The sequence below is a fragment of the Acrocarpospora phusangensis genome, assembly GCF_016862995.1.
GTDB lineage: Bacteria > Actinomycetota > Actinomycetes > Streptosporangiales > Streptosporangiaceae > Acrocarpospora > Acrocarpospora phusangensis.
Genome location: NZ_BOOA01000006.1, coordinates 1 through 22,859, shown reverse-complemented (window position 1 = coordinate 22,859; position 22,859 = coordinate 1). Strand labels below are relative to the sequence as shown.

Below are 22,859 nucleotides of genomic sequence, written 5' to 3'. Positions count from 1 at the left end.
CGTGGCGCTGTCACCCGGATGTCGCGAGCTCACGCGATCGCCTTGAGATTCACCACCCACCACATGCCGGGAACGCCGCCTTCGCCGTAAATGAGCGATCCGCCGGGGGAGTGGCTGGCACCCTGCCGCGCCGGGTCGTCCAGGGAGGCCAGCTGTCCGCTGTGCGGATCGTAGATGCGATCCGCGGACATCGAGACCGCGAACCGGTCCGCCATCAGATCGGCGGTCGGGCTCATGGGCAGGAACTGCAGGCCACTGCCGTCCAGGCGCTGAATGACGGGCCGGTCCCACGGGCCCTCCGCCTCGCTGCCGGAGGCGTGATCGGATGGGGAGGGCGCCACCGGATTGGGCTGGAGCACCCGCCCGACGCACCATTGCGGGCCGCAGTCGAGCATGGCGACACCGGCCGCGGCGCGGATCGGGAAACTCTGCCCGGTGACGATGTTGGTCAGCTTGCCCGACGGGATCGTGCCGTCCGGCCGGACGTCCAGGAAATCGGGGATCTCCTGGAACCACGGCCACTCGCTGAGCGTGCCGTTCGTGACGACGAGGTCACTCGTGCCGATGGGCGTGATTCCGGGAATCTCGCGGGGTTCGCCGCCTGTGAGCGGGACGCTGTGAACGTGTTCGATACCGGTCCACGCCACGCTTCCGCCGCCGACGACGAGGGAGCTGGAGGGACCTTCGTGGTCGCCCTCGGCGAAACTCGCCAGACGACGGGCCGGGCCCGCCGGCCAGGGCGCCGCCCACAGTTCGGTGACCATCTCCGACTCACCGCCGTCGGTGAACGCGTTGGTCACCCAGGCCACGTGCCCGTCGCCGGCGGCGACCGATTCCAGCGTGTAGGACGTCAGTTCGGCGGTGAGGGCGATGGACGTGAGCGTCGTGGCGGTGCCCGTGGTGGTGTCGTAGGTGTCCAGGCGTACCGGGTTGTCATCCCGGTCGGAGGCGATCAGCAGCAGGTGCGTGGCGTCCAGAGCCAGTTTCGGCTGGTAGGCCAGCCCGTCGGAGGAGCGGGCCGGGGCCTGGACGAGCGCCTGCGGCCAGAGCTCCGCGAGGGGCCGGGCCAGCATACTCAGGGTGGGAGCCGGGGAGGGCTCGCCGGAGGCGGGCCGGTCGGGAGCCGGCCGCGGCATCGCGACGGACGTGGCCGCGATCACCGCGATCACCGCCGCCGCGGCCAGCAGGATCTGAACCCGGGTTCGGGTCCGCTGAGCCTTCCTGCGCTGGATGTCCGGCAGGAGACTCCCGTCCGGGACGAGGTCCGCCGCGGCCCGCATCGTACGGGCAAGCCGCTCCTCCACGGTCTCGGCCATCACAAACCCCCCACCTCAGGTACGGCGACAGCGTTTCCGGGCACCGCGGTCGTCTCCCGCAGCCTGGCCAGCCCCCGGGCGGCGAGGCTGCGTACGGTGTTGCGGGAAACCCCGATCCGGACCGCGATGTCCTCGTCGGCCAGGTCCTCGTAGTAGCGGAGCACGAGCACCGCGCGCTGCCGCGGGGACAATGTGGCCAGCAGGCGCCACAGGCCCGCGTCGCCGGATAACCGCTCGATGTCGGCGTCGCTGTAGGCGGCCTCCGGCACATGCGAGACCAGGCGCTCCCGCCGCAGCCGCCGCCACTTGCTGATGTGCAGGCGCACCATGGTGACGCGGACGAATCCCTCCGGATCGTCCTTCGCGCGTACCCTCGGCCAGGCGTCGCTCAACCGGATCAGCGCGTCCTGAACCAGATCGGCGCCGTCGTGCATGCTGCCGGTCAGCACGAACCCGTACCGCCGTAGGGCACCCTCCCGCACCCGGACGAATTCCTCGAAACTCGCCGGCCGCCCGGAGACCTCCTCCACACCGCACCTCCCGTTCCACTACTGGGACGCCTGGCGACGGGTGATCTGTTGCGATCCCGGCCCGTCGACTTTCTCCCGGTGGACGAAACCAGAACTGATCAAAACGCGCGTGGGTTGAGGTTCAGTGGTGGGGGTGGCATCGCCCGCCGATCGGGGCGGCGCTGACGCCCCGACTCAGGTGGCGAGTGCGGTGAGGGGTTCCATGCGGCCGGCCCTGACCGCGGGGTGGAGGCCGGCGGAGAGGCCGACCAGTAGGCCGGTGAGGGGTGCGGCTGCGAGAACCCAGCCGGAGATGGCGGCTGTCCAGCCCTTCGCGAGGGCGACGGCGATGACCACGTCCAGGCCGGCGATGCCGCCGACGATGCCTCCCGCGAGGCCGAGGAGGCCGCTTTCGATGAGGAACTGCGTGAGGATGGCGCCGCGGGTGGCTCCGACGGCGCGGCGCAGGCCGATCTCGTGGCGGCGTTCCAGGACGGCGATCAGCATGGTGTTGGCGACGCTGAGGGCTCCGACGAGGAGGGAGACGGCGGCCATGAGGAGGAACAGGTCGCGGGCGTCGGTTTCCACCTGGGCGCGTAGGTGCCGTGGGTCGGGCGGGATCTCGGCGGGGAGGGTGTCGGGTGCCTGGGGGCGCAGCGCGACCTTGGCCTCGCGGCCGACCTGCTGAGCCGCGCCGAGCCGGGTTTTGATCACCAGCTGGGGTTCGCCGAAGTCGATCCTCTTGGCGGACGCCCAGTCGGGAATGATCGCGGCCAGCGGGGCTTGGGAGTCCAGTTCGGGCGTGGTGACGATGCCGATCAGCCGGTACGTCACACCAGAGATGGAAATTTCGGTATTCGGGTGGTCGATGCCCAGGGACCTGGCGGCAATGTCGCCGAGGAGGGCGACTTGGCGGCCCCTGTCGGTGTCGTCCTGGTACGCGCGTCCGGACACCGGCCGTACGTTCAGGGCACGCAGGGCCGAAGCGGAAGCCGACATGACCACGGTCTCCACGGGCGGTCCGCCGGAGGCGCGTACCGTCGGGAGCTCCCCGGACGCGGCCGACACGACGCCCGCCGCCACGACGCCGTTCAGCCGCTCGACCCTGCCGACCTCGCCGGTTTCGTCCTCCGAGAGGCCGTGCAGGGTGACGGTCGTTGCCTTGAGCGCGTCGAAGCGTGCGGAGAGCTGGGCCGCGGCCGTACCGGTCAGGCCGATGGTGGCCACGAGTGCCGCGATTCCGAGGGCGATGCCCAAGGCGGTGAGCGCGGTACGGGGCCGGGCGCGGACCGCCTCGACGGCCTCGGCGATCAGGTCACCCATCACGGTCCACCTCGCTCAACCGGCCGTCGGCCAGCCACAACATCCGGTCGGCCGACCGGGCGACGGCGGGGTCGTGGGTGACGACCACGACCGCGAGCCCGGCCCTGGCGCGTGCCCGGAGCAGATCCATGATCTTCGCGGTCGCGGCCGAGTCGAGGTTGCCGGTCGGTTCGTCGCACAGCAGCAGGCAGGGGTCCAGGACGGTCGCCCGGGCGATGCCCGCGCGCTGTTTCTCCCCGCCGGACAAGGTACGGGGCAGGGCGTGGAGCCGGTGGGCGAGGCCCACGCCGGTCAGCGCGGACACGGCGGCGGCACGCCGTTCGGCGGGTGGCCGCCGGGCGTAGAGCAGCGGGAGCGTCACGTTGGCCAGGACCGTCTTGTGGGCCAGAAGGTGGAATGCCTGGAAGACGAATCCGATCGAGCGCATGCGTAGTCCGGCGCGCTCGCGGTCGGTCAGCGTGGACGTGTCGGCTCCGGCGAGCGCGTACGTGCCGGTGGTGGGGCGGTCGAGCAGGCCGAGCAGATGGAGCAGCGTGGATTTGCCGGACCCGGACGGACCCATGATCGTCACGACCTCACCGGGGAAGACCGTGAAGGTGGCGTCCACGAGCGCCCACTGCGGACCGGCGGGAGAGTCGTAGGCCCGGCTCAGGCCGTGGGCGCGGATCACCGGGGCCAGACGCGTACCTGGTCGCCCGGTCGTATCGATCCTGGTGGCGCGGATATCGACAACCATCCTTCCGCCTCCTTCACAACGTCGATCTGAATGGGCCCCCGATTCGTGTGAATGCGCGCCCGGTCGCCGGTCGGCTGGAGGGCCGAGACGGGGATCACCGGCCCGGTGCGCTCCCACCGCACCGGCACGGTGATCACTGACGGGGCCGGCGGTTCCGCCTGCGCCGCGAGTGCCTGTGGCGTACGCGCCTGCCCGGCCAGCCACCACGAGCCCGCCGTCCCGGCGACCAGGATCGACCCCGCGATCACGCGCCGCGCGCGGCCCACTCCGACCCCTCCTCCGGCCCGGTCGCGGCGAGGATGTGACGGGCGCGCCGGAGCGCCTGCCGCCCGGTCTCGCGTACGGCGGCGGCCTCGGCCTCGTAGATTCGCATGCCCGCCGTGAAGTAACGATCCTCGAGGGCGCGGCGCCGCGGCGCGTACGTCAGGGTCTGCTCGCAGGTCGCGTCCGCCGTCGCCAGCGCGATCTCCTTGCGCCGGGCGTTCCGGTCATCCTGCTCGTAGTAGTCGGCGGCCAGCGCCCGAGCCTGAGCCGGGTCGCGCAACTCCGGATATCCCCTGCCGGACATGCAGGACGACCAGCGCTGATTGAGTACGGCGAGCCGGGGATCCGTGGCCGCCCGTACCCGTACCCGGTGCTTGAAGTTGTCGCTGAAGAACATGTAGAAGAGCCAGCGTTCGGGCGGGTCGCCGTACAGCGTGGATCTGGCTTGGGCACGGCAGCCTTCGCTGGTCGCCTGAACCGTACCGATCTCGGGCACTTCGACCGTGATCAGGGGCGCCTCAGGACGGCCGGAGAGAGCCAGCCACCATGCGGGCACTTCGGGCTTCTCCTCCGGTTCCGCGGCCGATGTCCGGGGCGTCCGGTAACCGTGCCGCCGGGCTTCGCCGATCGAGATCCCGTACGCGTTCTCGATGGTGGCAGGTCCTTGATCCGCGGGAGCCTTGACGTAACGGAAGCCCTGGGCGGCCATGCAGCGGCGGACCAGTTCCTCCTCCGCCTGATCCAGAACCCCGGAGCCCGCCTGGAGGCCGAGCACCTGGTCGCGAATCCCCGGGTCGGGCCGCGCGGGCAGCTGCCATCCCGTGACGGCCGGCGCCGCCGAGCAGGCACTGAGCGCGACGGTGAGAAGTAGATACCTTGAATGCTTCATCGTCATGTCCTCGGGTCCCGGCCGCCCCGGGTCGGGGCGGCCGGACGTCTGGTCAGCACCTCGTCGTCGAGACGTGGCCTTCGCCGTTGTCGTTGTCCGATCCGGCGAACTTCTTGAAGCCGGCGTCGGGGCGCGTACACACCGTGATGAACCCGCCCAGGGCCGGCTCGGAGTAGATCGCGGCCCGCAGCTTCTTCCACTGGTTGAACGCGGAGCTGTCCTCGTTGACGAGCCTGCGGACCGTGGCCCGCTGTTTGTTCCAGCTCGGGTAGCTGCGCCTGGCCCAGAAGCTGGCCCCGCCGTAGCCGGAGTGCTGGTACACGCAGAAGTTCCGCTCCGGGCAGCGCGCACGCTGGGCGGACTCCGCCGCGGCGGGCCCCGTCAGCGCCGTGACGGCCGTCGCGGAGGCCAGCGCGGCCGTCACCAGCGCGGTCACCGTACGGGTGATCATGGTTTCTCCCTTCCGGAAATCGACCTGTCACCGCCACCCTCCGAATCGCGGCCCACGTCCGGCAAAGATTCCGGAGGACCCCGGACGAATCCGGATTGCCGCCTAGACTCGTACGGGTAGCCATCCGCGATGGGGTGTCCGGTCTTGACCTCAGGAAAGACGGATCCGGCGCGGCCTCCCGATCCGTCCGAAGCAGACGACGTGCAGGGCTTCGTCACCGAGCTCCGCCGCCTGAAATCCTGGGCGGGCAACCCTTCGCTGGACCGGTTACGCCAGACCACCGGAATCGCCCGCAGCACCCTGTCCGACGCCCTCAGCCCGCGCCGTACCCGGCTGCCCGCACTCGACCTGGTGGCGGATTTCGTACGCGCCTGCGGACGCCCCCCAGACGAGGTCGCCGCCTGGGTGGCCGCGTGGCGGAGAATCCACGGCACCGCCCAAACCCTCGCCGAACCCCCCACCGGCCCCATCCCGCGCCAGCTCCCCACCTCGGTACGGCATTTCGTCGGCCGGGACCGCGAACTGGCGGCCCTCGACGAACTGGCCCGGCCCGACGCCGCCACCGTCATGATCATGGCGATCGACGGCGGCCCCGGAGTCGGCAAGACCTCCATCGCGGTCCACTGGGCCCACCGGGCGGCCGCGCGCTTCCCCGACGGCCAGCTCTTCGTCAACCTGCGCGGCTTCGACCCCGACCGCGCCCCGATGCTCCCCGCCGAGGCGATCCGCGGGTTCCTGGACGCCTTCGCCGTCCCCGCCGACCGCATCCCGCGCGAACTGGACGCCCAGGCCGCCCTCTACCGCAGCCTCCTCGCCGATCGCCGCATCCTGGTCGTCCTGGACAACGCCCGCGACGTCGACCACGTACGCCCGCTCCTCCCCGGCAGCCCGGCCTGCGCGGTCGTCGTCACCAGCCGTACCCGCCTCACGGGCCTCGTCGCCGCGGAAGGCGCGCGCTCCGCCACCCTCGACCTGCTCGACGCCGCCGAGTCGGAGCAGCTCCTCCGCCACCACCTGGGCGCGGAACGCGTGGCCGCGGAACCGGTCGCGGTGGCGGCGCTCATCGACCTCTGCGCCCGGCTGCCGCTCGCCCTGACGATCGCCGCGGCCCGCGCGCTGTTCGATCCGGCGACTCCGCTGGCCGCGCTCGCCGCACAGCTGGCCGACGCCAGGGAACGTCTCGATCTCCTCGACACCGGGGACCCGGCCACCGCGCTGCGGGCCGTCTTCTCCTGGTCGTACGACGCGCTCGACGACGAATCGGCCCGCCTGTTCCGGCTCCTGGCCCTGCACCCCGGCCCGGAGATCACGGCGCCGGCCGCCGCGAGCCTCGTCGGTCACCGTGAGGTCCGGCGCGTCCTGGGGGAGCTCACCCGTACGCACCTGATCAACGAGCAGGTTCCCGGCCGGTTCACCCTTCACGATTTACTTCGTGCGTACGCCACCGAACTGGTCGAGACCGACTCCGATCGGTTCGAGGCCCAGCATCGAATCCTCGACCACTACCTGCACACGGCGCATACCGCCAGCCTGCTCCTGCACCCGTACCAGGAACCGCTGCCTCTGCCGCCACCGCGACCCGGCGTCGTACCGGAACAACCCCGCACCCACCAGGACGCCCTGACCTGGTTCTCCGGACGGCACGCCGTGCTCCTGGCGGCGGTGGAACACGCCGCCTCGGCCGGCTTCCCCACCCACGCCTGGCAGCTGGCCGCCACCCTCACCGAATACCTGGACCGCCAGGGGCACTGGCAGGACTGGCTCACCACCCAGCACGCCGCCCTGGACATCGCCCGCCGAAGCGGGGACCCGCGCGGTGAGGCCGTCTCCCAGCGCGGCCTCGCCCGCGCCTCCAACTGGCTGCACCGGCACGAGAACGCCATCGTCCACTTCGGCCGGGCCCTGGAGCTCTACACCCGGCTCGACGACCCCGCCGGCATGGCCCGCGTCCACCGCGGCCTCTCCCACTCCCTGGGGCGGCTCGGCCGCCACGCGGAGGCGCTGGAGCGCGCCCGGCAGGCATTGGACCTGCTCCAGGACGGCGACGACCCCGCCGGCGAGGCGGTCACCCTCAACGCGGTCGGCTGGCATCTCGCCCAGCTGGGCCAGCACCGCGAGGCCTGGCCCTACTGCGACCGCGCCCTCACCCTGCTGTACGAGCTCGGCGACCACTCCGGCCAGGCGTACACCTGGGACACGCTCGGCTACATCCACCACCACCTGGGCGAACACCAGCGTGCCGCGAGCTGCTACCGGCACGCCATCACCCTGTACCAGGAGCTCGGCGTGCGCTACCACGAGGCCGAATCCCTCATCCATCTCGGCGACGTCCAAGCCGCCTCCGACACCGGAGCAGCCCGGGGAACCTGGCGCCGAGCCCTGAGCATCCTCGACGATCTGGGCCATCCCGACGCCGACGGCGTACGCGCCAAACTGGCCGTCCGCGAAAACTGACATCCTGTACGAATGCGACAAGTGACCGTCCTCGGCAGCTGCGGCGCCTTTCCCGAGCCGGGCCGTGCCTGCAGCGGGTACGCGGTGGACTGGGACGGTTACCGGCTCCTGCTCGACCTGGGCTACGCCACGCTGCCCCGGCTGCTCGCCCACTGGCCGGACGGCGCGGTGGACGCCGTCGTCGTCACCCACGAGCACCCCGACCACTGCGTCGACCTGCACGGCTTGTTCCGGATGCGGTTCTACGGCGACCCCGGTGGCCCGAAGCTGCCGTTGTACTGCCCGCCGGGCGTGCTCGACCGGATCGGCGGCCTGGAGCCCGACGCCGACCTCCACGCGGTCTTCGACGTGCGGCCGCTGCCCGGCAGTCACCAGGTGGGACCGTTCGCCCTCACCGGACTGCCGCTGCCGCACTACGTGCCCAACGCGGGCATCCGCATCGAGGCCGACGGGGTCGCCCTGGCCTACACCGGCGACACCGGGCCCACCCCCGCACTCGCCGAACTCGGGCGGGACGCCGACCTGTTCATCGTCGAGGCCACCGACCGCGACGGCGAAACCGACCGGCCCACGCGCAATCTGCTCACATCCACGGAGGCCGGTCACTGGGCCGGCCGCGCGGGCGCACGCCGGCTGATGCTCACCCACTTCTGGCCGGGCAACGACAGGGCCGCCGCCGTGGCCGCCGCCCGGAAGGAGTTCGACGGCGAGGTGCTGGCGGCCGAGGAAGGGCTCACCATCGCGCTCGGGCCGAACTGAGCGGCGGTCGGCTGATCGTGTTCTCTCGCCGCGCTGTACGAGATGAATTCGGGCCGTCTCGTCCACGGGCGCCGGTCGTAGGATGGCGGCGATGGAGCTGTGGGAGCGGTCCGCCGCCCTGGCGTCGCTTGAGGAAGCGCTGCGGGCCAGCGCCGGCGGGGGCCAGGTGGTGCTGGTCGCCGGGGAGGCCGGGATCGGCAAGTCCGCGCTCGTCAACGCCTTCGCCGCACGGTGCGCGGGGCGGGTGCGGGTGCTCTGGGGCGTCTGCGATCCGCTGGTCACGCCTCGGGCGCTGGGGCCGTTGCACGACATCGGCTGGCAGGCGGGCGGCAGGCTCGCGGCCCGGCTGGACGCCGGGGTGGGTCAGGCGGAGCTGTTCGCGGCTCTGATCGAGGAACTCTCGGGGCCCGTACAGCGGCCGCGGCCGGTCGTCGTGGTGGAGGACGCCCACTGGGCTGACGAGGCCACGCTGGATCTGCTGGTGTTCGTGGCCCGGCGGATCGAGCGGCTGGCGGCGCTGCTGGTCGTCACGTACCGGGATGACGAGGTCGGTGCCGAGCATCCGTTGCGGGCGGCGCTGGCGGCGATGCCCCGGCACGTGGTGCGCGAGGTGCCGGTGGCGCCGCTGTCGAGGCGGTGTGTGAGCGAGCGGGCGGCCGGCGCCGGACGTGACCCCGACGAGGTGTATCGGCTGACCGGCGGCAATCCGCTGCTGGTGACCGAGTTGCTGGCCGTCGGTGGCCCTGCGGTGCCCGGGAGCGTACGCGATCTGGTGCTGGCGCGGTTACGCGGGCTGACCGAGCCCGCCCGCGAGGTGGCCCGGCTGGTCGCCGTGATGCCCACACGGGCCGAGCCGCTGATCCTGACCGGCACCGAGGACCTGGCGGAACAGTGCGTCGCGGCGGGTGTGCTGGTGGCGGCCGGTGACGGGGTCGGCTACCGCCACGAGCTGCTGCGGCGTGCCGTGGAGGACTCGCTGCTGCCGTCCCGGCGGGCCGCGCTGCACCGCCGGGCGCTGGAACGGCTGGCCGGGGCGGAGGGCGTCGACGCGGCCCGGCTCATGCACCACGCCCGGCTCGGCGGCGACGCGGACGCGGTCCTGCGGTACGGCCTGGCGGCGGCGGCCGACGCGGCGGCCAAGGGCGCGCACCGGGAGGCGGCGGCTCATTTCCGCGCGGTGGTCCCGCATGCCGGGCGGCTGCCGGCGGGGGAGCGGGCCGGGCTGCTGGAGGCGTACGCGTTCGAGGCGTACCTGGCCGGGGTGTCCGATGAGGCGATGGAGGCACGGCGGGCAGCCCTGGCCGAGCGGGAGCGGCTCGGGGAGCGCGAGCGGGTGGGTGAGAACCTGCGGTGGATCTCGCGGCTGGCCTCGTGGAGCGGCCGGAGGGAGGAGGCCGTCGCCGCGGCTGTCCAGGCGGTCGAGGTGCTGCGGGAGGGCGAGCCGGGCCGCGAGCTGGCCATGGCGTACAGCAACCGGTCGCAGCTGCACATGCTCGCCGACGAACGGGAGCAGACCATCGAGTGGGGGCAGCGGGCGCGGGATCTGGCCGGACGGCTGGGCGACCGGGAGACGGAGATCCACGCCTCGGTCAACGTGGCCACCGCCCGGCTGTGCGACGGGGATCTGACCGCCGCCGCGGCGTTGCGGCAGGCGCACGACGCGGCGTCGGCCGCGGGGCTCGTCGATCATGCTGGCCGGGCGCTGGTGAACCTGGCCAGCTCCCTGGTCGGCATGGCCGAGTACGCCTCGGCCGAGGCGGCGCTGAACCAGGCCCTGCGGTACGCGTCCGAGAACGATCTCGACGGTTACGTCCAGTACCTGCTGGGCATGCGGGCGGGGATCCGGGTGCAGCAGTGCGCGTGGGACGCCGCGCTCGCGGACGCCGAGGAGTCGCTGGCCCGGCCCAGCAGGATCGGGGTGTCGGTGGTGACGGCGCTGGTCGCGCGGGGGCGGATCCTGGCGGCGCGCGGCGATCCGGGTGCGCCGGCGGTGCTGGACCAGGCCGCCGGTCATGCGTCCGGCATCGGGGAACTCCAGTGCATCGCTCCGGTCGCGGCGGCGCGGGCGCAGTACTTCCTGCTGGCAGGGGATGCCGGTCGGGCCGCGGAGGAGGCGCGCGAGGGGCTGGCGCTGGCGGTGGTGAAGGGTCACACGTTCTTCGCCGCGGAACTGGCGTACCGGTTGTGGCGGGCCGGTGAGCCGAGTCCTGTTCCGCCGGAGTCCCTGCCGGTGCCGTACCGGCTGATGGTGGGCGGGGATTGGGCCGGAGCGGCCGCGGAGTGGGCGCGGCGGGGCGGCGAGTACGCGCGCGTCGAGGCGCTGTCGGCGGGGGACCGGCCGGCGGTCAGCGAGGCGCTGCGCATCCTGGACGATCTGGGCGCGGTGGCCGCCGCGCGACGGCTGCGCGCCGAACTGCGCGGGCGTGGCGTCACCGGCGTGCCGCGCGGCCCGCGCCCGTCGACCGCCGCCAACGCGGCCAGCCTGACACCACGCCAGGCGGAAGTGCTCGGACTGCTGGCCGAAGGGCTGAGCAACTCCGACATCGCCCTCCGGCTGACGCTGTCGCCCAAGACGGTCGAACATCACATATCCGCGGTGCTGGACAAGCTCAACGCGGCGACCCGCGGCCAGGCGGTCGCCACGGCACACCGCCTCAACCTGGTGCCCTGAGCGCGCCAACATAGGGGATTCTCCCCAGTCGCGCTGGTCGGTCCCGCCGTAGCGTCACGTCCTGATTCCGGCGCGGAGAGAGCCGATCTCCGTGCTTCCGAACCGCGATGTCGTCCGACGACGCTGCCCGAATCACGGGGAGAGCCCTGATGAGCACCAGCAAGCCCGCATTCCGCATCCTCCGGCGCGCGGCGGCGTCCGCCGCCGCGATCACCCTGCTGGCGGCACCCGCCTCCGCCGAACGCAACGTTTCGGCCACCTTCGACGACCTGCCCACCGGCACCGCCGTCAGCGGCCAGTACGCACCCGCGATCACCTTCGGCGTCAACGTGCTCGGTCACCCGGACGGCGTGTTCCCCGTGGTCACCCGGCTCCGTTCCGGCGAACACGTGGGCCGCGCCACCCCAGAAACCGAACCCTCCCGCCGGGTACGCCCCCGCCCCCCGAGCATCTGGGGCCGCCTCGGCGCCCCGGCGTCAAACCTCTCGGTCCAGGTCGGCACCTTCGGATCCCGCCGCGTACGCGTGACTCTCGACGCCTATGACTCCACCGGAACCCTGGTCGCCCGCGCTACCCGAACCGTCTCCAAGAGGTTGGACAACCAGCTCCGGATAGCGGTCCCGCACGCTGTGATCACGACGTTCCACCTCACCGGCGGCTCACTCGCGCCCCTACGCGTCGACAACCTCCGCACCTCGCGATGACGGGTGACGAGGACCGCTGGTCTGCCACGCTGCCGGCGCACACCGACGCGGGGGAGCGGGCCAATCTGTATGGCATCAGCCAACTGCTTGTCATCTGATGTACTTGCGACTGACTTGCAATAACAAGGCGATCGCTTTACCTTCGCTCCCATGACGCCCTTTCGCGCCAGATTCGCCCCACTTGCCCCTGTCGTCCTAATTGCCGCGCTCGGTCTCACCGCCTGCGCCGCGCCGACGGTGCCCCAAACCTCGTCGCAAGGCTCGCCGGCCGACACGTTCGTCCTCGGGATCAGCTCGGAGCCGGACACCCTCAACCCGGTCCTGGGCTACGCGCCCGACGGCGGCTCGTTGCTGTTCGACGGGCTCGTCAGCCGCAACGCCGACCTCTCGCTCAAGCCCTCACTGGCGGAGAAACTGCCCGAGGCAGACGGCAACACGGTCACCTTCACCCTTCGCAAGGACGTCAAGTTCCACGACGGCACCCCGTTGACCAGCGAGGACGTCGTCTACACCTATCAGGCCGTGCTGGACGGGAAGAACAACTCCAGCATCCGCGGCGACTTCGCGGCGATCGAGTCCGTGCAGGCGCCCGACCCCGCGACCGTGGTGTTCCACCTCAAGTACCCGTACGCGCCGATCCTGCAGCGCGCCACGCTGGGCATCGTGCCGAAGCGGCTGCTCGACGGGCAGAGCCTGGAGAGCGCGGCGTTCAACACCCACCCGGTCGGCACCGGGCCGTTCAGCTTCGTGTCCTGGACACCCGGTGACAAGCTCGTGCTGAAGGCCAACCCGTCGTACTGGGGAGGCACGCCGGCGATCAAGCAGCTGGTGATCGCGTACGCCGCCGACGACAACGTGCGCGCCACCCGGATGGCGGCCGGCGAGTTCGACGCGACCGTGCTGCCGCCGAAGGCCGCCGCGCGGTTCGACGGCCAGCCGGACCTGACCGTGCACCAGGTGCCGAGCGCCGACTACCGCGGCGTGATGTTCCCGTTCGGCGCCCCCGTCACCGGCGACCTGGCGATCCGCAAGGCGGTGAACCTGGCGCTGGACCGCTCCGCGATGGTGGACACCATCCTGGCCGGCGCCGGCGACCCGGCGTTCGGCCCGATCGCGCCCGGCACCACCTGGCACAACCCGGCGGTCACCGGCTCGGCCGCACCCGACCAGACGCAGGCCGCCCAGATCCTGGACCAGGCCGGCTGGCGCACGGGCGAGGACGGCATCCGCGCCAAGGACGGCATCCGCGCGAGTTTCACCCTGATGTACCCGGCCGGCGACTCGCTGCGCAAGGACCTCGCCCTGGCTGTCGCCTCCGACGCCAAGAAGATCGGCGTCGACGTGCGGCTGGCCGGCCTGGACTGGGACGCGATCGAGCCGCGCATGGGCAAGGACGCGCTGGTCATGGGGTACGGCGCGCCGTTCGACCCGGACTACACGAACTACGAGCTGTTCCACTCCGCCTTCGCCGGCCAGGGCTTCTTCAACCCGGGCCACTACCAGGTCCCCGCGGTCGACGCGCTGCTGGAGAAGGGCCGCCAGGAGTCCGACCCGGCCGTACGCAAGCAGGCCTACGACGCCTTCCAGCAGCGCGTCAGCGACGACGCCGCCTGGGCGTACCTGGTGTACCTCAAGCACGTCTACGTGGTGCGCGGCCAGTGGACCGGGATCGCCCCGTCGGTGGAGCCGCACGAGCACGACACCGGCGGCCTGTTCCGCAACATCGCCGAGTGGAAGCCGGCGGCATGACCCGTGCGCTCGCCCGGATGGCGGCCTGGCGGCTGGCGTTCACCGTGCCGTTGCTGCTCGTCGTCACCCTGGGCATGTTCGCGCTGGCCAAGGCCTCCCCGTTCGACCCCGTCCGGCAGTACCTCGGCGACCGTGCGGTCGTCACGAGCCCCGAGGTCATGGCGCAGATCCGGGAGAACTGGGGCCTGGACCGGCCGGTCGCCGAGCAGTACGTGACCTGGCTGGGCAACCTGGTGCAGGGCGACCTCGGCGACTCGCGCAGCATGCACCGGCCGGTCGTCGAGGTGATCGGCGAGCGGCTCGGCTGGACCCTGCTCGCGGTGAGCTGCGCCCTGGTGCTCATGCTGGCGGCCAGCCTCGTGGTCGGCGCACTGGCCGCCTGGCGCCGTGACTCGTGGCTGGACCGGCTGATCACCGGCACCGCGTACGCCAACGAGGCGGCCCCGGTGTTCTGGATCGCGCTGATCGTGATCTGGCTGTTCGCCGTACAGCTGCAGTGGCTGCCACCGGGCGGGCTGACCGACCCGGCCGCCACCACGCTGCAGGCCGGGGACGTGCTGCGGCACATGATCCTGCCGGTGGCGGTGCTGGCGTTCTCACAGTCCTCATGGCTGCTGCTGTACGTTCGCGAGTCGCTGATCACCACCCTGCGCGAGGATTTCGTGCTCGGCGCCCGCGCCCGCGGCCTGCGGGAACGCACCGTGATCGTGCGGCACGCGCTGCGCTCGGCGCTGCTGCCGTTCATCACCCTGCTCGGGGCGCGCATCCCCGAACTGGTCACCGGCGCGATCCTGGTGGAGACCGTCTTCTCCTGGCCGGGGGTGGCGTCGGCGTCCGTGCAGGCCGCGCTCGCCGCCGACTTCCCGCTGCTGGCCGCGCTCACCCTGCTGGCCACGCTCGCGGTGGTGGCCGGCAACCTGCTCGCCGACAGCGCGTACGTGATCGCCGACCCGCGGGTGCGGGTCCTGGGGGTGAGCTGATGACCGCGACGCATCCGACCGCGCGGCGGGCCGCGCCGGAATCGGCCCGCCGCCCGTCCCGGTGGATCGCCGCCGGAGTGCTGGTCGCGCTCGCGCTGGCCGTGCTGGTGGTACCCGCCGTGGTACAGCTCGACCAGCAGCTCGTCGACCTGCGCGCGGCGAACCAGGCGCCGTCCCCCGCGCACCTGTTCGGCACCGACGAGGTGGGGCGCGACGTGCTGCTCCGCGTCATCTACGGGCTGCGCGTCTCGCTGCTCATCGGCCTGGTGGCGGCGCTCGTGTCGATCACCATCGGCACTGTCGCCGGGCTCGCCGCAGGGACGCTCGGCGGGGCCGCGGACCGGGTGATCATGCGGGTGGTGGACGGCTTCAACTCGGTGCCGCATCTGCTGTTCGGCATTTTCATCGTCGCGCTGTTCTCGCCCAGCGCCACCGCGGTGATCGCCTCGGTCGGGCTCACCCACTGGACGACCGCGGCCCGGATCGTGCGCTCGGAGGTGCTCACCCTGCGCGGCAGGCCGTTCGTGGACGCCGCGATCTCCGGCGGATCGAGCCGGTTGCGGATCGTCCGGCGGCACTTCCTGCCGCATCTGATCCCGCACATCGCGCTGGCGTCGGTGCTGATGGTGCCGCACGCCATCTGGCACGAGACCGCGCTCAGCTTCCTCGGCCTCGGCCTGCCGCCGCACCTCGCCTCGCTCGGCAACATGATCAACGATGGGGCGCGGTCGCTGCTCGCCGGCAACTGGTGGGCCTCGCTCTTCCCCGGCCTGTTCATCCTCCTGCCCACGCTGGCGATCTCGGTGCTCGTCCAGTACTGGCGCGACCGCGCCAACCCGCGCTGGCGATCGGAGCTGCAGCTTTGACCTCCTCCCTGACCGTGCAGAACCTGTCCGTACGGTTCCACCTGCCCGGCGCCACCGTCCACGCGGTGAGCGACGCCTCCTTCGAAGTACGCCAGGGCGAGTGCCTCGCCCTGGTCGGCGAGTCCGGCTGCGGCAAGTCGGTGATGGCGCACGCCCTGATGGGGCTGCTGCCCGGCAACGCCACCGTGGCCGGGTCCGCCTGGCTGCGGACCGGCGGCGCGCCGCCCCTCGACCTGATCGCCGCGCCGGAACGGGTGCTCGCCCGCACCGTGCGCGGCCGCCGGATCGGCCTGGTCCCGCAGAGCCCGGCCGCCCACCTCACCCCGGTGCGCACCGCCCGCGCGCAGCTCGCCGAGGCCCTGCGCGAGCTGGGCAACCCGGCCCCCGCCGACGAGCTGGCCGCACGTGCCGGTCTCGCCCCGGAGCAGCTGGACCGGTACCCGCACCAACTGTCCGGCGGCATGGCGCAGCGCGTCGTCAACGCCATCGCCCTGGCCGGCGACCCGTGGCTGATCATCGCCGACGAGCCGACCAGCGGCCTGGACCGGCCGCTCGTCGACGCCACCATGACCGAACTGCGGCGGCTCGCCGACGACGGCCGCGCCGTCCTGCTCATCACGCACGACCTGCGCGCCGCCGAGCAGGTCGCCGACCACATCGCGGTGATGTACGCCAGCCGCGTGGTGTCGCACGCCCCGGCGGCCGAGTTCTTCGCCGGGCCGCGTCACCCGTACGCGGCCGGGCTGCTGGAGGCGCTGCCGTCCCGCGGCTTCACCCCGATCCCCGGCCGGCCCCCGGAACTCACCGACCTGCCCGCGGGCTGCGCGTTCCTGCCGCGCTGCGACCGATCCACCGCCGCCTGCTCGCACCTGCCCGAGGCCGGGACGGAGCCGAGCAGGGTGGCCTGCCATCACCCGCTGGAACGCCCCCTGGAACACCCGCTGGAGCATCATGTTGCGCGCTGACGGCATCACCGTCGCCTACGGCCGGCAGCGCGTGCTGCGCGGGGCCGACCTGGCCGTGGCCCCCGGCGTCGTCACCGGGCTGGCCGGGCCCAGCGGCTGCGGCAAGTCCACTCTGTCGCGGGTGCTCGCCCTGCTGCTCCGGCCCGACGCCGGCCGGCTCACCGTGGACGGGACCGAGGTCCACCGCTGGCGGCACCGGGCCTCCCGCGACCTGCGCACCCGGGTCGCGCTGATCTTCCAGCAGCCCCGGCTCGCCGTCGACCCGCGGCTCACCCTGCGCGAGATCGCCGCCGAGCCGTACCAGGCCACCGGCCGCCCGCCCGGCCCGGCCGACGAACTGGCCGAGGACCTGGGGCTAACCCCCGAGCTGCTGGTCCGCCGCCCGCACGAGGTCTCCGACGGGCAGCTCCAGCGCGCCTGCGTCGCCCGCGCGCTCGCACTGCGGCCCCGCTATGTGATCTGCGATGAGATGACCACCATGCTGGACGCCTCCACCCAGGCCCACCTCGTCGCCCGCCTGGAGGCCTATCGCCGCGAAACCGGCGCCGGAATCCTCGCCATCACCCACGACGAGGAACTGCTCACCCGCTGGACCGAACCGTCCGGTGGCCCCACCGTGCGCATGTCGTGACGCTCACAAATAGTCGGATATGACTACTTTTACAGCAAATCGGACGTTCATGCGCTGGTTGCTCTCTGGTCGCATTGTCGCCGACTGTACCTGGCTGAATATGAGCGCTCGCTCTTCTGCGGCGGCGACTCTCCATGCGGACCGTTCCCCTGACAGGTCCCGTACAGCAGACGAGGCCGGGGGGTCTGGAATCAGCGCCTTACGTCCCCGGTCCCCGTGTGCGAGGCGAGACCTGGGAGCGCCACCCGAAGATCACGAGTCGGTCATCACCGTGACCCAAGAAATGATCTAGCCGGGTTCCGGAGCCACCCGGTCGGCTTCGTGCAGGAGATCGCGTGAACATCCTTACCCGCGCGCTGGCGGCGGCGCTGCTCGTCGCGGCCATGCCGCCGGTCCTGGCAGGCGTCGCCGCGCCCGCCTCCGCACACCCCTTCGGCCCACCGCCGACAGCGCGGATCAGCGCCACCGGATCGCAGGTGACAATCCACTACACCGCGAGCCCCGACGACTGGGTCGCGCTCGGAACCGCCAAGGGCGCCTTCAAAGACCCGGCGCCCCAGCTCACCGGCGAGGAGAAGCTGCAACGCTCGACCGCGGTGCGCGACTACCTGCTCGGCACCATCACCGTGGCGCAGGACGGCAAGCCGTGCCCGGGCCGGCTGGCGTCCCTGGTGGGCGTGACCGACAACGGCGCCCGCTTCAGCTACAACTGCGACCGGCCGGTCGACGAACTCGACGTCACCCTGACGGCCCTGGTCGACCTCGACAGCAACTACCGCAATGTGCTCATCTTCGCCCCGCCGGTGGAGCAGGCGCAGGTGCTCTTCAACTCGCAGATCAGGACCCAGCACGTGAGCTTCTCCGGGTCCACCCGCAATACGGCTGTCATCGGTCTGGCCCTCTGGCTGACGTTCGTGGTGGCCGCCGGGATCGGCGTTCTGTTCACGCTGCGGATGCGGCGCAGGAGGAAGGCGGCATGACGGGTCTGAACAGCCTCGACAGCCGGTTCGTCGCGTTCTTCGACGGCGGCGGGGCATTCTGGCTGGCCCTGGCCATCGCCCTCGGCGTCGGCGCGATGCACGCCGTCGCGCCGGGCCACGGCAAGAGCGTCACCGCCGCCTACCTGGTCGGCACCCACGGCCGCTACCGCGACGCCGTACGCCTGGGCGTCATCGTCGCGGTCATGCACACGTTCTCCGTACTGGTGCTGGCACTGCTCTGGGTCGGCGTCTCCGATCTCGCCGGGCTGGGCACGGAGTCCGTCACCGCCTGGATGCAGGTGGTGGCCGCCGTCGTCGTCATCGGCGTCGGCGTCCACCTCGCCGTACGCCACCTCCGCACCCGCCTCCACCGGCACGGCCACGGGCATGGGCACGGGCATGGGCACGGGCATGGGCACGGGCATGGGCACGGGCACGGGCACGGGCACGGGCACGCTGAGGTGCCCACCGACCCGTGGTCGCGAAAGGGACTGCTCGCGCTCGCCCTGTCCGGCGGCCTCCTGCCATCGCCGTCGGCCTTCATCGTGCTGGTCAGCGGCCTGCTCACCGGGCGGGCGCTCGACGCTGTCGTCCTGGTCCTGGCGTTCGGGGTCGGTATGGCCTGCACGCTGACCGCCGTGGGCGTCGCCACGATCCAGGGCCACAGCCTGCTCACCCGCGGCATGAGAGGCCGCTCGGCGGCCGCCGCCGTGTCCGCGTGGACCCCGGTCGTGGCGGGCGTCGCCGTCTCGATCGCCGGCTGTTTCTACCTGGCCGGCGCCGTCATCGTCCTCACCGCATAGCGAACACCGTTTGCGCGGGGTCGATATGACGGGTCTTGCGCATGATGAGGCGTGACGTGGCGGCCGGCTGAGCGGCGACGGCCTGCCAGCCGCGGCGGCGGTAGAGGCCGAGCGCGGCGGTGGCGGCCGGGTGGGTGGCCAGCCACCAGGGGCCGCCCCCGGAAGCCGACAGCACCCGGTCGTGCAGCGCCGCGCCGATGCCCTGTCCGCGAAAGTCCGGCAGGACGCCGAGTTCCTTGAGGGTGAAGTCGGCCCCGCGGGGGCAACCGGCGGTGACGGCCAGGGCCGAGCAGCGGTGGCCGTAGGCGAAGCCGACGAGCTCCTCCCCGGCCATCGCCACGGCCAGCACGAACCCCGGCCGGGCGGCGTCGGCCCGCAGGCGGGCGGCGACGGCGCGGGCCTGCGCGTACGGCTCCCGCCAGGGTGCCCGGGTGAACACCTGCCCGCCCACGTCGGCCACGGCGGGCAGGAACGCCGCGACCTCCGTTGCGGGCACCAGCGTTACCGGCACAGGCGTCAGGCGCGGGCGGCGTCGAAGCGGGCGATGACGTCGGTCCAGTTGATCAGGCTCCACAGCTTCTCGACGTAGTCGGGGCGCACGTTGCGGTACTGCAGGTAGTACGCGTGCTCCCAGGCGTCGAAGACCAGCAGCGGGGTCGTGTTCATGCCGACGTTGCCGTGGTGGTCGTACACCTGCTCGACGACCAGCCGGCGGCCGAGCGGTTCCCAGGCCAGCACACCCCACCCGGAGCCCTGCACCGTCGCGGTCGCGGTGGTGAGCTGCTTCTGGAACGCCTCGAAGGTCCCGAAGTGCTCGCTGATGGCGTCACCGAGCTCGCCGTCGGGGCGGTCGCCGCCGTCGGGCGACAGGTTCTGCCAGAAGATCGTGTGCAGCACGTGCCCGGACAGGTTGAACGCGAAGGTCTTCTCCAGCCCGACCAGGCCGCCGAACTCACCCTTGTCCCTGGCCTCGGCCAGCCGGTCCAGCGTGTCGTTGGCGCCCTTCACGTACGCGGCGTGGTGCTTGGCGTGGTGCAGCTCCAGGATCTCCCCGGTGATGGCGGGCTCCAGCGCCGCGTAGTCGTAGGGCATGTCCGGCAGCGTGTACGTGCTCACGTGATGCTCCTTATTGCGTGTTAGTTGCAACAACGATATATGTGCATGAGTGTATTGACCCTCTCCGGCACCCCCCTTATGTTGCGAAAGAGTCGCAATAAGCAAATTCTGGCGATTGCGATGCCGCGCAAGCCACCCCCAAGGAGGACTGCCATGGCGCACCCCACGTTCGAGCAGGTAGAAGAGCTGGAAGTCTGCGTACGCGCGCACACGCCCGCCGTGGACGCGGCGTTCGCCTGGAACGAGGACGAATCCGAGTGATCACCCGCGGGAGGCCGGCTCCGGCCTCCCGCACCCAGTCACGGAGACGCAGCCGCACATGACCCGTCTCGCTCCAGGTCACCACCGCTACCCCGGTCCCGACGGCGTCTGGCGGCACTACGCCCCCGATGAGCAGGTCACCCTGGTCCACGCCCCGGACGACCGGTTACGCACGCTCCAGCGGGGTGCGGTCCCGGACGACGCCGAACTCGTGGCGGCGTTGCGGGAGCGGGGCATCCTGGTGGCCGAACCCGCGACGGAGACGACCGCGGCCTCGGTGGTGCACGTCCTGGGAGGGAACCCGGTCGCCGATCTGACCGCGCTGCTGCTCGAACCGCACACCAAGGTCGTCCGCGGCCCGCTGGGCGGAGCGCCCGACATGGTGGTGGCCTGCGCGGGATGGCTGCCCGACCAGGAGTGGCTGGCCGTCGACCGCTGGTGCGGCGAGCGCGGCATCGCCTGGCACCGCTGCCACGCCGAAGGGCTCCGCTTCCACGTCGGCCCCTGCACGGTCCCCTACGCCGAGGTCAGGGCGCGGCGGATCGCCGCCGCCCGGCTGCCCGATGAACTGCTGGCGCACTGGACCTACCTGGAGGAAGGCGAGACCCCGCCGGTGCCCTGGCCGTCGCCGGGCGGGAGCGCGGTCATCGCGGGGCTGATCGTCAACGACGTGCTGGCCGTCCTGGCCGGGCATCCCGCCCCAGGCGCCGGCTGCCAGATCGCCGTCGAGCCCGACGCGAGCGGGGTGACTCGCCATCCGGTGCTGCCGCTCACCGAGGCCGGCGGAACCGGCCTCGTCGACGCCCGGCTCGGCGTCATCACGAAGGTCGTGCGCGAGGCGAGCGCGATTCCCGCGTGCGTGATCTACCGACATCCGCGGCGCCGGCCTGCACGTCGCCCGCGTGATCGTCCCCGGCCTGTACGGCAACGCCCCCGCCGCCTTCCCGCTGCTCGGCGGCACTCGCCTCGGCGAACCCCGCGTCCTGGACCCTCTCCCTCTCGCCTAGGAGCACTCGATATGCGCGTCGGCCTGGCCCTCGGCTACCACGGAGAACCGATGCCGGAGATACTGCCGCTGGTCGAACGCGCCGACCGGGCCGGGGTGGACTCGGTGTGGAGCGTCGAGGAGTACGGCGCCGACGGCGTGACGATCCTGGCGTACCTGGCGGCCAGGACCGAGCGGATCAAACTCGGCACCGGCATCCTGCAACTCGCCGGACGTACCCCCGCCAACACCGCGATGACGGCGCTGACGCTGGACATCCTGTCGGAGGGGCGGCTGCTGCTCGGCCTGGGCGTCTCGGTGCCGTGGATCGTGGAGGGCTGGCACGGCGTCCCGTTCGGCAAGCCGACGAGACGCCTGCGCGAGTACGTCGAGATCCTGCGCAAGGCCATCGCCTGCGACGAGCGGGTCACCTACGACGGCGAGTACTACCGGCTCCCCTACCGAGGGCCTGGCGCGACCGGGCGGGCCCGGCCGGTGAAGGCGCTGCTGGACCCGGTACGGACGAGTATCCCCACCTATCTGGCCGCCATCGGGCCCGCCAACGTCCGGCTGGCGGGGGAGATCGCCGACGGCTGGCTGCCGGGCTTCTACAGCCCCGAGCGTGAGGCGATCATGACCGCGCCGCTGGACGAGGGGCTGCGCAGGTCGGGCCGCGAGTCGATCGACATCACCGTGATCACGCATGCCATCAGGACCGATGACCTCGGCCGGGCACGGGACGAGTTGCGTCCGCTCTACGCGGCCTATATCGGGCCGGATCTTCCCGGGGTCCGTAACACGTACCACGACCTGGCCTGTGGGCTGGGTTTCGAGAAAGAGGCACAGGTGATCCGCGAGCACCACCGTGAGGGCAGGAGGGCCGACGCCGTCGCGGCCGTCCCCGACGCCCTGCTGGACGAAGTCGCCCTGCTGGGGCCTTGGGCGCGTATCCGGGACCGCGTCGAGGTCTGGAAGGAGTCCCGGGTGACCACGCTCGCGTTGATCACCCGGGACGCCGGGCTGCTGGAGGCGGTCTGCGAGGCGGCGGCGTGAGGCGCGCGATCGTCCTGGTGGCGCTGCTCGTCGCGGCATGCGGCCGGGAAGCGCCCGCACCCGGGGCCGCCGCGCCGTCCTCCGCTCCGGCGTACGCGCCGGTCAGCGTGGAGAACTGCGGGCGCACGCTCACCTTCGACCGGCCGCCGGGCAAGGTCGTGACCGGGTACCAGCCCGCCCTGGAGACGTTGCTGGCGCTGGGGGTGCAGGACCGGATCGCGGGCCGTACCAACTTCGCGGAGAACGGGCCGGACGGATTCCTGCCCGGCCAGAAGGCTCTTTACGATGCGATTCCGGAAATATCAGATTCGATCATGCTGCCGCAGAAAGAGGTCATGATCGCGCAGGGGGCGGACTTCGTCCTGGACAACACCATGAGCAGCTTCGACGCGGC

Annotated in this window: 21 protein-coding genes and 1 pseudogene; 13 read left to right on the top strand and 9 right to left on the bottom strand. The window is 72.0% G+C overall.

What is annotated here, in order from left to right:
• Positions 1-29: 29 nt before the first annotated feature.
• From Aph01nite_RS05115 to Aph01nite_RS05085, 7 genes are all read right to left on the bottom strand, one after another.
• Complete coding sequence (locus tag Aph01nite_RS05115; protein WP_204039566.1) at positions 30-1,316, bottom strand: hypothetical protein; 1,287 nt, start codon at positions 1,314-1,316, stop codon at positions 30-32.
• Positions 1,316-1,846 (bottom strand): SigE family RNA polymerase sigma factor, encoded by a 531-nt coding sequence (locus Aph01nite_RS05110; RefSeq protein ID WP_204039565.1) that lies wholly within the window; start codon positions 1,844-1,846, stop codon positions 1,316-1,318. Before Aph01nite_RS05110 ends, Aph01nite_RS05115 begins: the two co-directional genes overlap by 1 nt.
• Positions 1,847-2,020: 174 nt before the next feature.
• Positions 2,021-3,148, bottom strand: a complete 1,128-nt coding sequence (locus Aph01nite_RS05105; RefSeq protein ID WP_204039564.1) for an ABC transporter permease — start codon at positions 3,146-3,148, stop codon at positions 2,021-2,023.
• Positions 3,141-3,884, bottom strand: coding sequence for an ABC transporter ATP-binding protein (locus Aph01nite_RS05100; RefSeq protein WP_204039563.1), 744 nt, complete (start codon positions 3,882-3,884; stop codon positions 3,141-3,143). The genes Aph01nite_RS05105 and Aph01nite_RS05100 overlap by 8 nt, the downstream gene beginning before the upstream one ends.
• Complete coding sequence (locus Aph01nite_RS05095) at positions 3,815-4,150, bottom strand: hypothetical protein (protein ID WP_204039562.1); 336 nt, start codon at positions 4,148-4,150, stop codon at positions 3,815-3,817. Before Aph01nite_RS05095 ends, Aph01nite_RS05100 begins: the two co-directional genes overlap by 70 nt.
• Complete coding sequence (locus Aph01nite_RS05090; RefSeq protein ID WP_204039561.1) at positions 4,129-5,037, bottom strand: hypothetical protein; 909 nt, start codon at positions 5,035-5,037, stop codon at positions 4,129-4,131. The genes Aph01nite_RS05095 and Aph01nite_RS05090 overlap by 22 nt, the downstream gene beginning before the upstream one ends.
• Positions 5,038-5,089: 52 nt before the next feature.
• Positions 5,090-5,488, bottom strand: a complete 399-nt coding sequence (locus Aph01nite_RS05085; RefSeq protein WP_204039560.1) for a peptidase inhibitor family I36 protein — start codon at positions 5,486-5,488, stop codon at positions 5,090-5,092.
• A 144-nt stretch (positions 5,489-5,632) separates the two neighbouring features.
• Here Aph01nite_RS05085 and Aph01nite_RS42035 point away from each other — a divergent pair, with 144 nt between their 5' ends.
• The 11 genes from Aph01nite_RS42035 (at position 5,633) to Aph01nite_RS05030 (ending at position 19,050) form a co-directional block, all read left to right on the top strand.
• On the top strand, positions 5,633-7,942 hold the full coding sequence (locus tag Aph01nite_RS42035; protein ID WP_204039559.1) for an ATP-binding protein: 2,310 nt from the start codon (positions 5,633-5,635) through the stop codon (positions 7,940-7,942).
• Between the two features lie 12 nt (positions 7,943-7,954).
• Positions 7,955-8,701, top strand: a complete 747-nt coding sequence (locus tag Aph01nite_RS05075) for an MBL fold metallo-hydrolase (protein WP_239161405.1) — start codon at positions 7,955-7,957, stop codon at positions 8,699-8,701.
• A gap of 91 nt (positions 8,702-8,792) precedes the next feature.
• Entirely contained in the window at positions 8,793-11,372 is a 2,580-nt protein-coding gene (locus tag Aph01nite_RS05070) for an ATP-binding protein (RefSeq protein ID WP_204039558.1), read from the top strand.
• 149 nt (positions 11,373-11,521) lie between these two features.
• On the top strand, positions 11,522-12,076 hold the full coding sequence (locus Aph01nite_RS05065) for a hypothetical protein (RefSeq protein ID WP_204039557.1): 555 nt from the start codon (positions 11,522-11,524) through the stop codon (positions 12,074-12,076).
• A gap of 150 nt (positions 12,077-12,226) precedes the next feature.
• A complete protein-coding gene (locus Aph01nite_RS05060; RefSeq protein ID WP_204039556.1) occupies positions 12,227-13,825 on the top strand; it encodes an ABC transporter substrate-binding protein in 1,599 nt (532 codons plus the stop codon).
• Positions 13,822-14,805, top strand: coding sequence for an ABC transporter permease (locus Aph01nite_RS05055; protein WP_204039555.1), 984 nt, complete (start codon positions 13,822-13,824; stop codon positions 14,803-14,805). Before Aph01nite_RS05060 ends, Aph01nite_RS05055 begins: the two co-directional genes overlap by 4 nt.
• A complete protein-coding gene (locus tag Aph01nite_RS05050; RefSeq protein ID WP_204039554.1) occupies positions 14,805-15,671 on the top strand; it encodes an ABC transporter permease in 867 nt (288 codons plus the stop codon). The genes Aph01nite_RS05055 and Aph01nite_RS05050 overlap by 1 nt, the downstream gene beginning before the upstream one ends.
• Positions 15,668-16,636, top strand: coding sequence for an ABC transporter ATP-binding protein (locus Aph01nite_RS05045; protein ID WP_239161404.1), 969 nt, complete (start codon positions 15,668-15,670; stop codon positions 16,634-16,636). Before Aph01nite_RS05050 ends, Aph01nite_RS05045 begins: the two co-directional genes overlap by 4 nt.
• Entirely contained in the window at positions 16,623-17,267 is a 645-nt protein-coding gene (locus Aph01nite_RS05040) for an ABC transporter ATP-binding protein (RefSeq protein WP_204039553.1), read from the top strand. The genes Aph01nite_RS05045 and Aph01nite_RS05040 overlap by 14 nt, the downstream gene beginning before the upstream one ends.
• A gap of 335 nt (positions 17,268-17,602) precedes the next feature.
• Entirely contained in the window at positions 17,603-18,247 is a 645-nt protein-coding gene (locus Aph01nite_RS05035) for a hypothetical protein (RefSeq protein WP_204039552.1), read from the top strand.
• The gene (locus Aph01nite_RS05030) at positions 18,244-19,050 is read left to right on the top strand and encodes a HoxN/HupN/NixA family nickel/cobalt transporter (RefSeq protein WP_204039551.1); all 807 of its coding nucleotides are present in this window, start codon (positions 18,244-18,246) and stop codon (positions 19,048-19,050) included. Before Aph01nite_RS05035 ends, Aph01nite_RS05030 begins: the two co-directional genes overlap by 4 nt.
• On the opposite strand, the gene Aph01nite_RS05025 is transcribed toward Aph01nite_RS05030, so the two are convergent.
• Together Aph01nite_RS05025 and Aph01nite_RS05020 are read right to left on the bottom strand one after the other, a co-directional pair.
• A complete protein-coding gene (locus Aph01nite_RS05025; RefSeq protein ID WP_204039550.1) occupies positions 19,040-19,546 on the bottom strand; it encodes a GNAT family N-acetyltransferase in 507 nt (168 codons plus the stop codon). The genes Aph01nite_RS05030 and Aph01nite_RS05025 overlap by 11 nt on opposite strands.
• Positions 19,547-19,566: 20 nt before the next feature.
• Complete coding sequence (locus tag Aph01nite_RS05020) at positions 19,567-20,166, bottom strand: superoxide dismutase (RefSeq protein WP_204039549.1); 600 nt, start codon at positions 20,164-20,166, stop codon at positions 19,567-19,569.
• A gap of 319 nt (positions 20,167-20,485) precedes the next feature.
• On the opposite strand from Aph01nite_RS05020, the gene Aph01nite_RS05015 reads away from it, so the two are divergent.
• Positions 20,486-22,465, top strand: a complete 1,980-nt coding sequence (locus tag Aph01nite_RS05015; protein WP_204039548.1) for an LLM class F420-dependent oxidoreductase — start codon at positions 20,486-20,488, stop codon at positions 22,463-22,465.
• Positions 22,462-22,859: pseudogene (locus Aph01nite_RS05010) on the top strand (hypothetical protein); the annotation flags it as partial. The gene Aph01nite_RS05015 and the pseudogene Aph01nite_RS05010, both read left to right, overlap by 4 nt.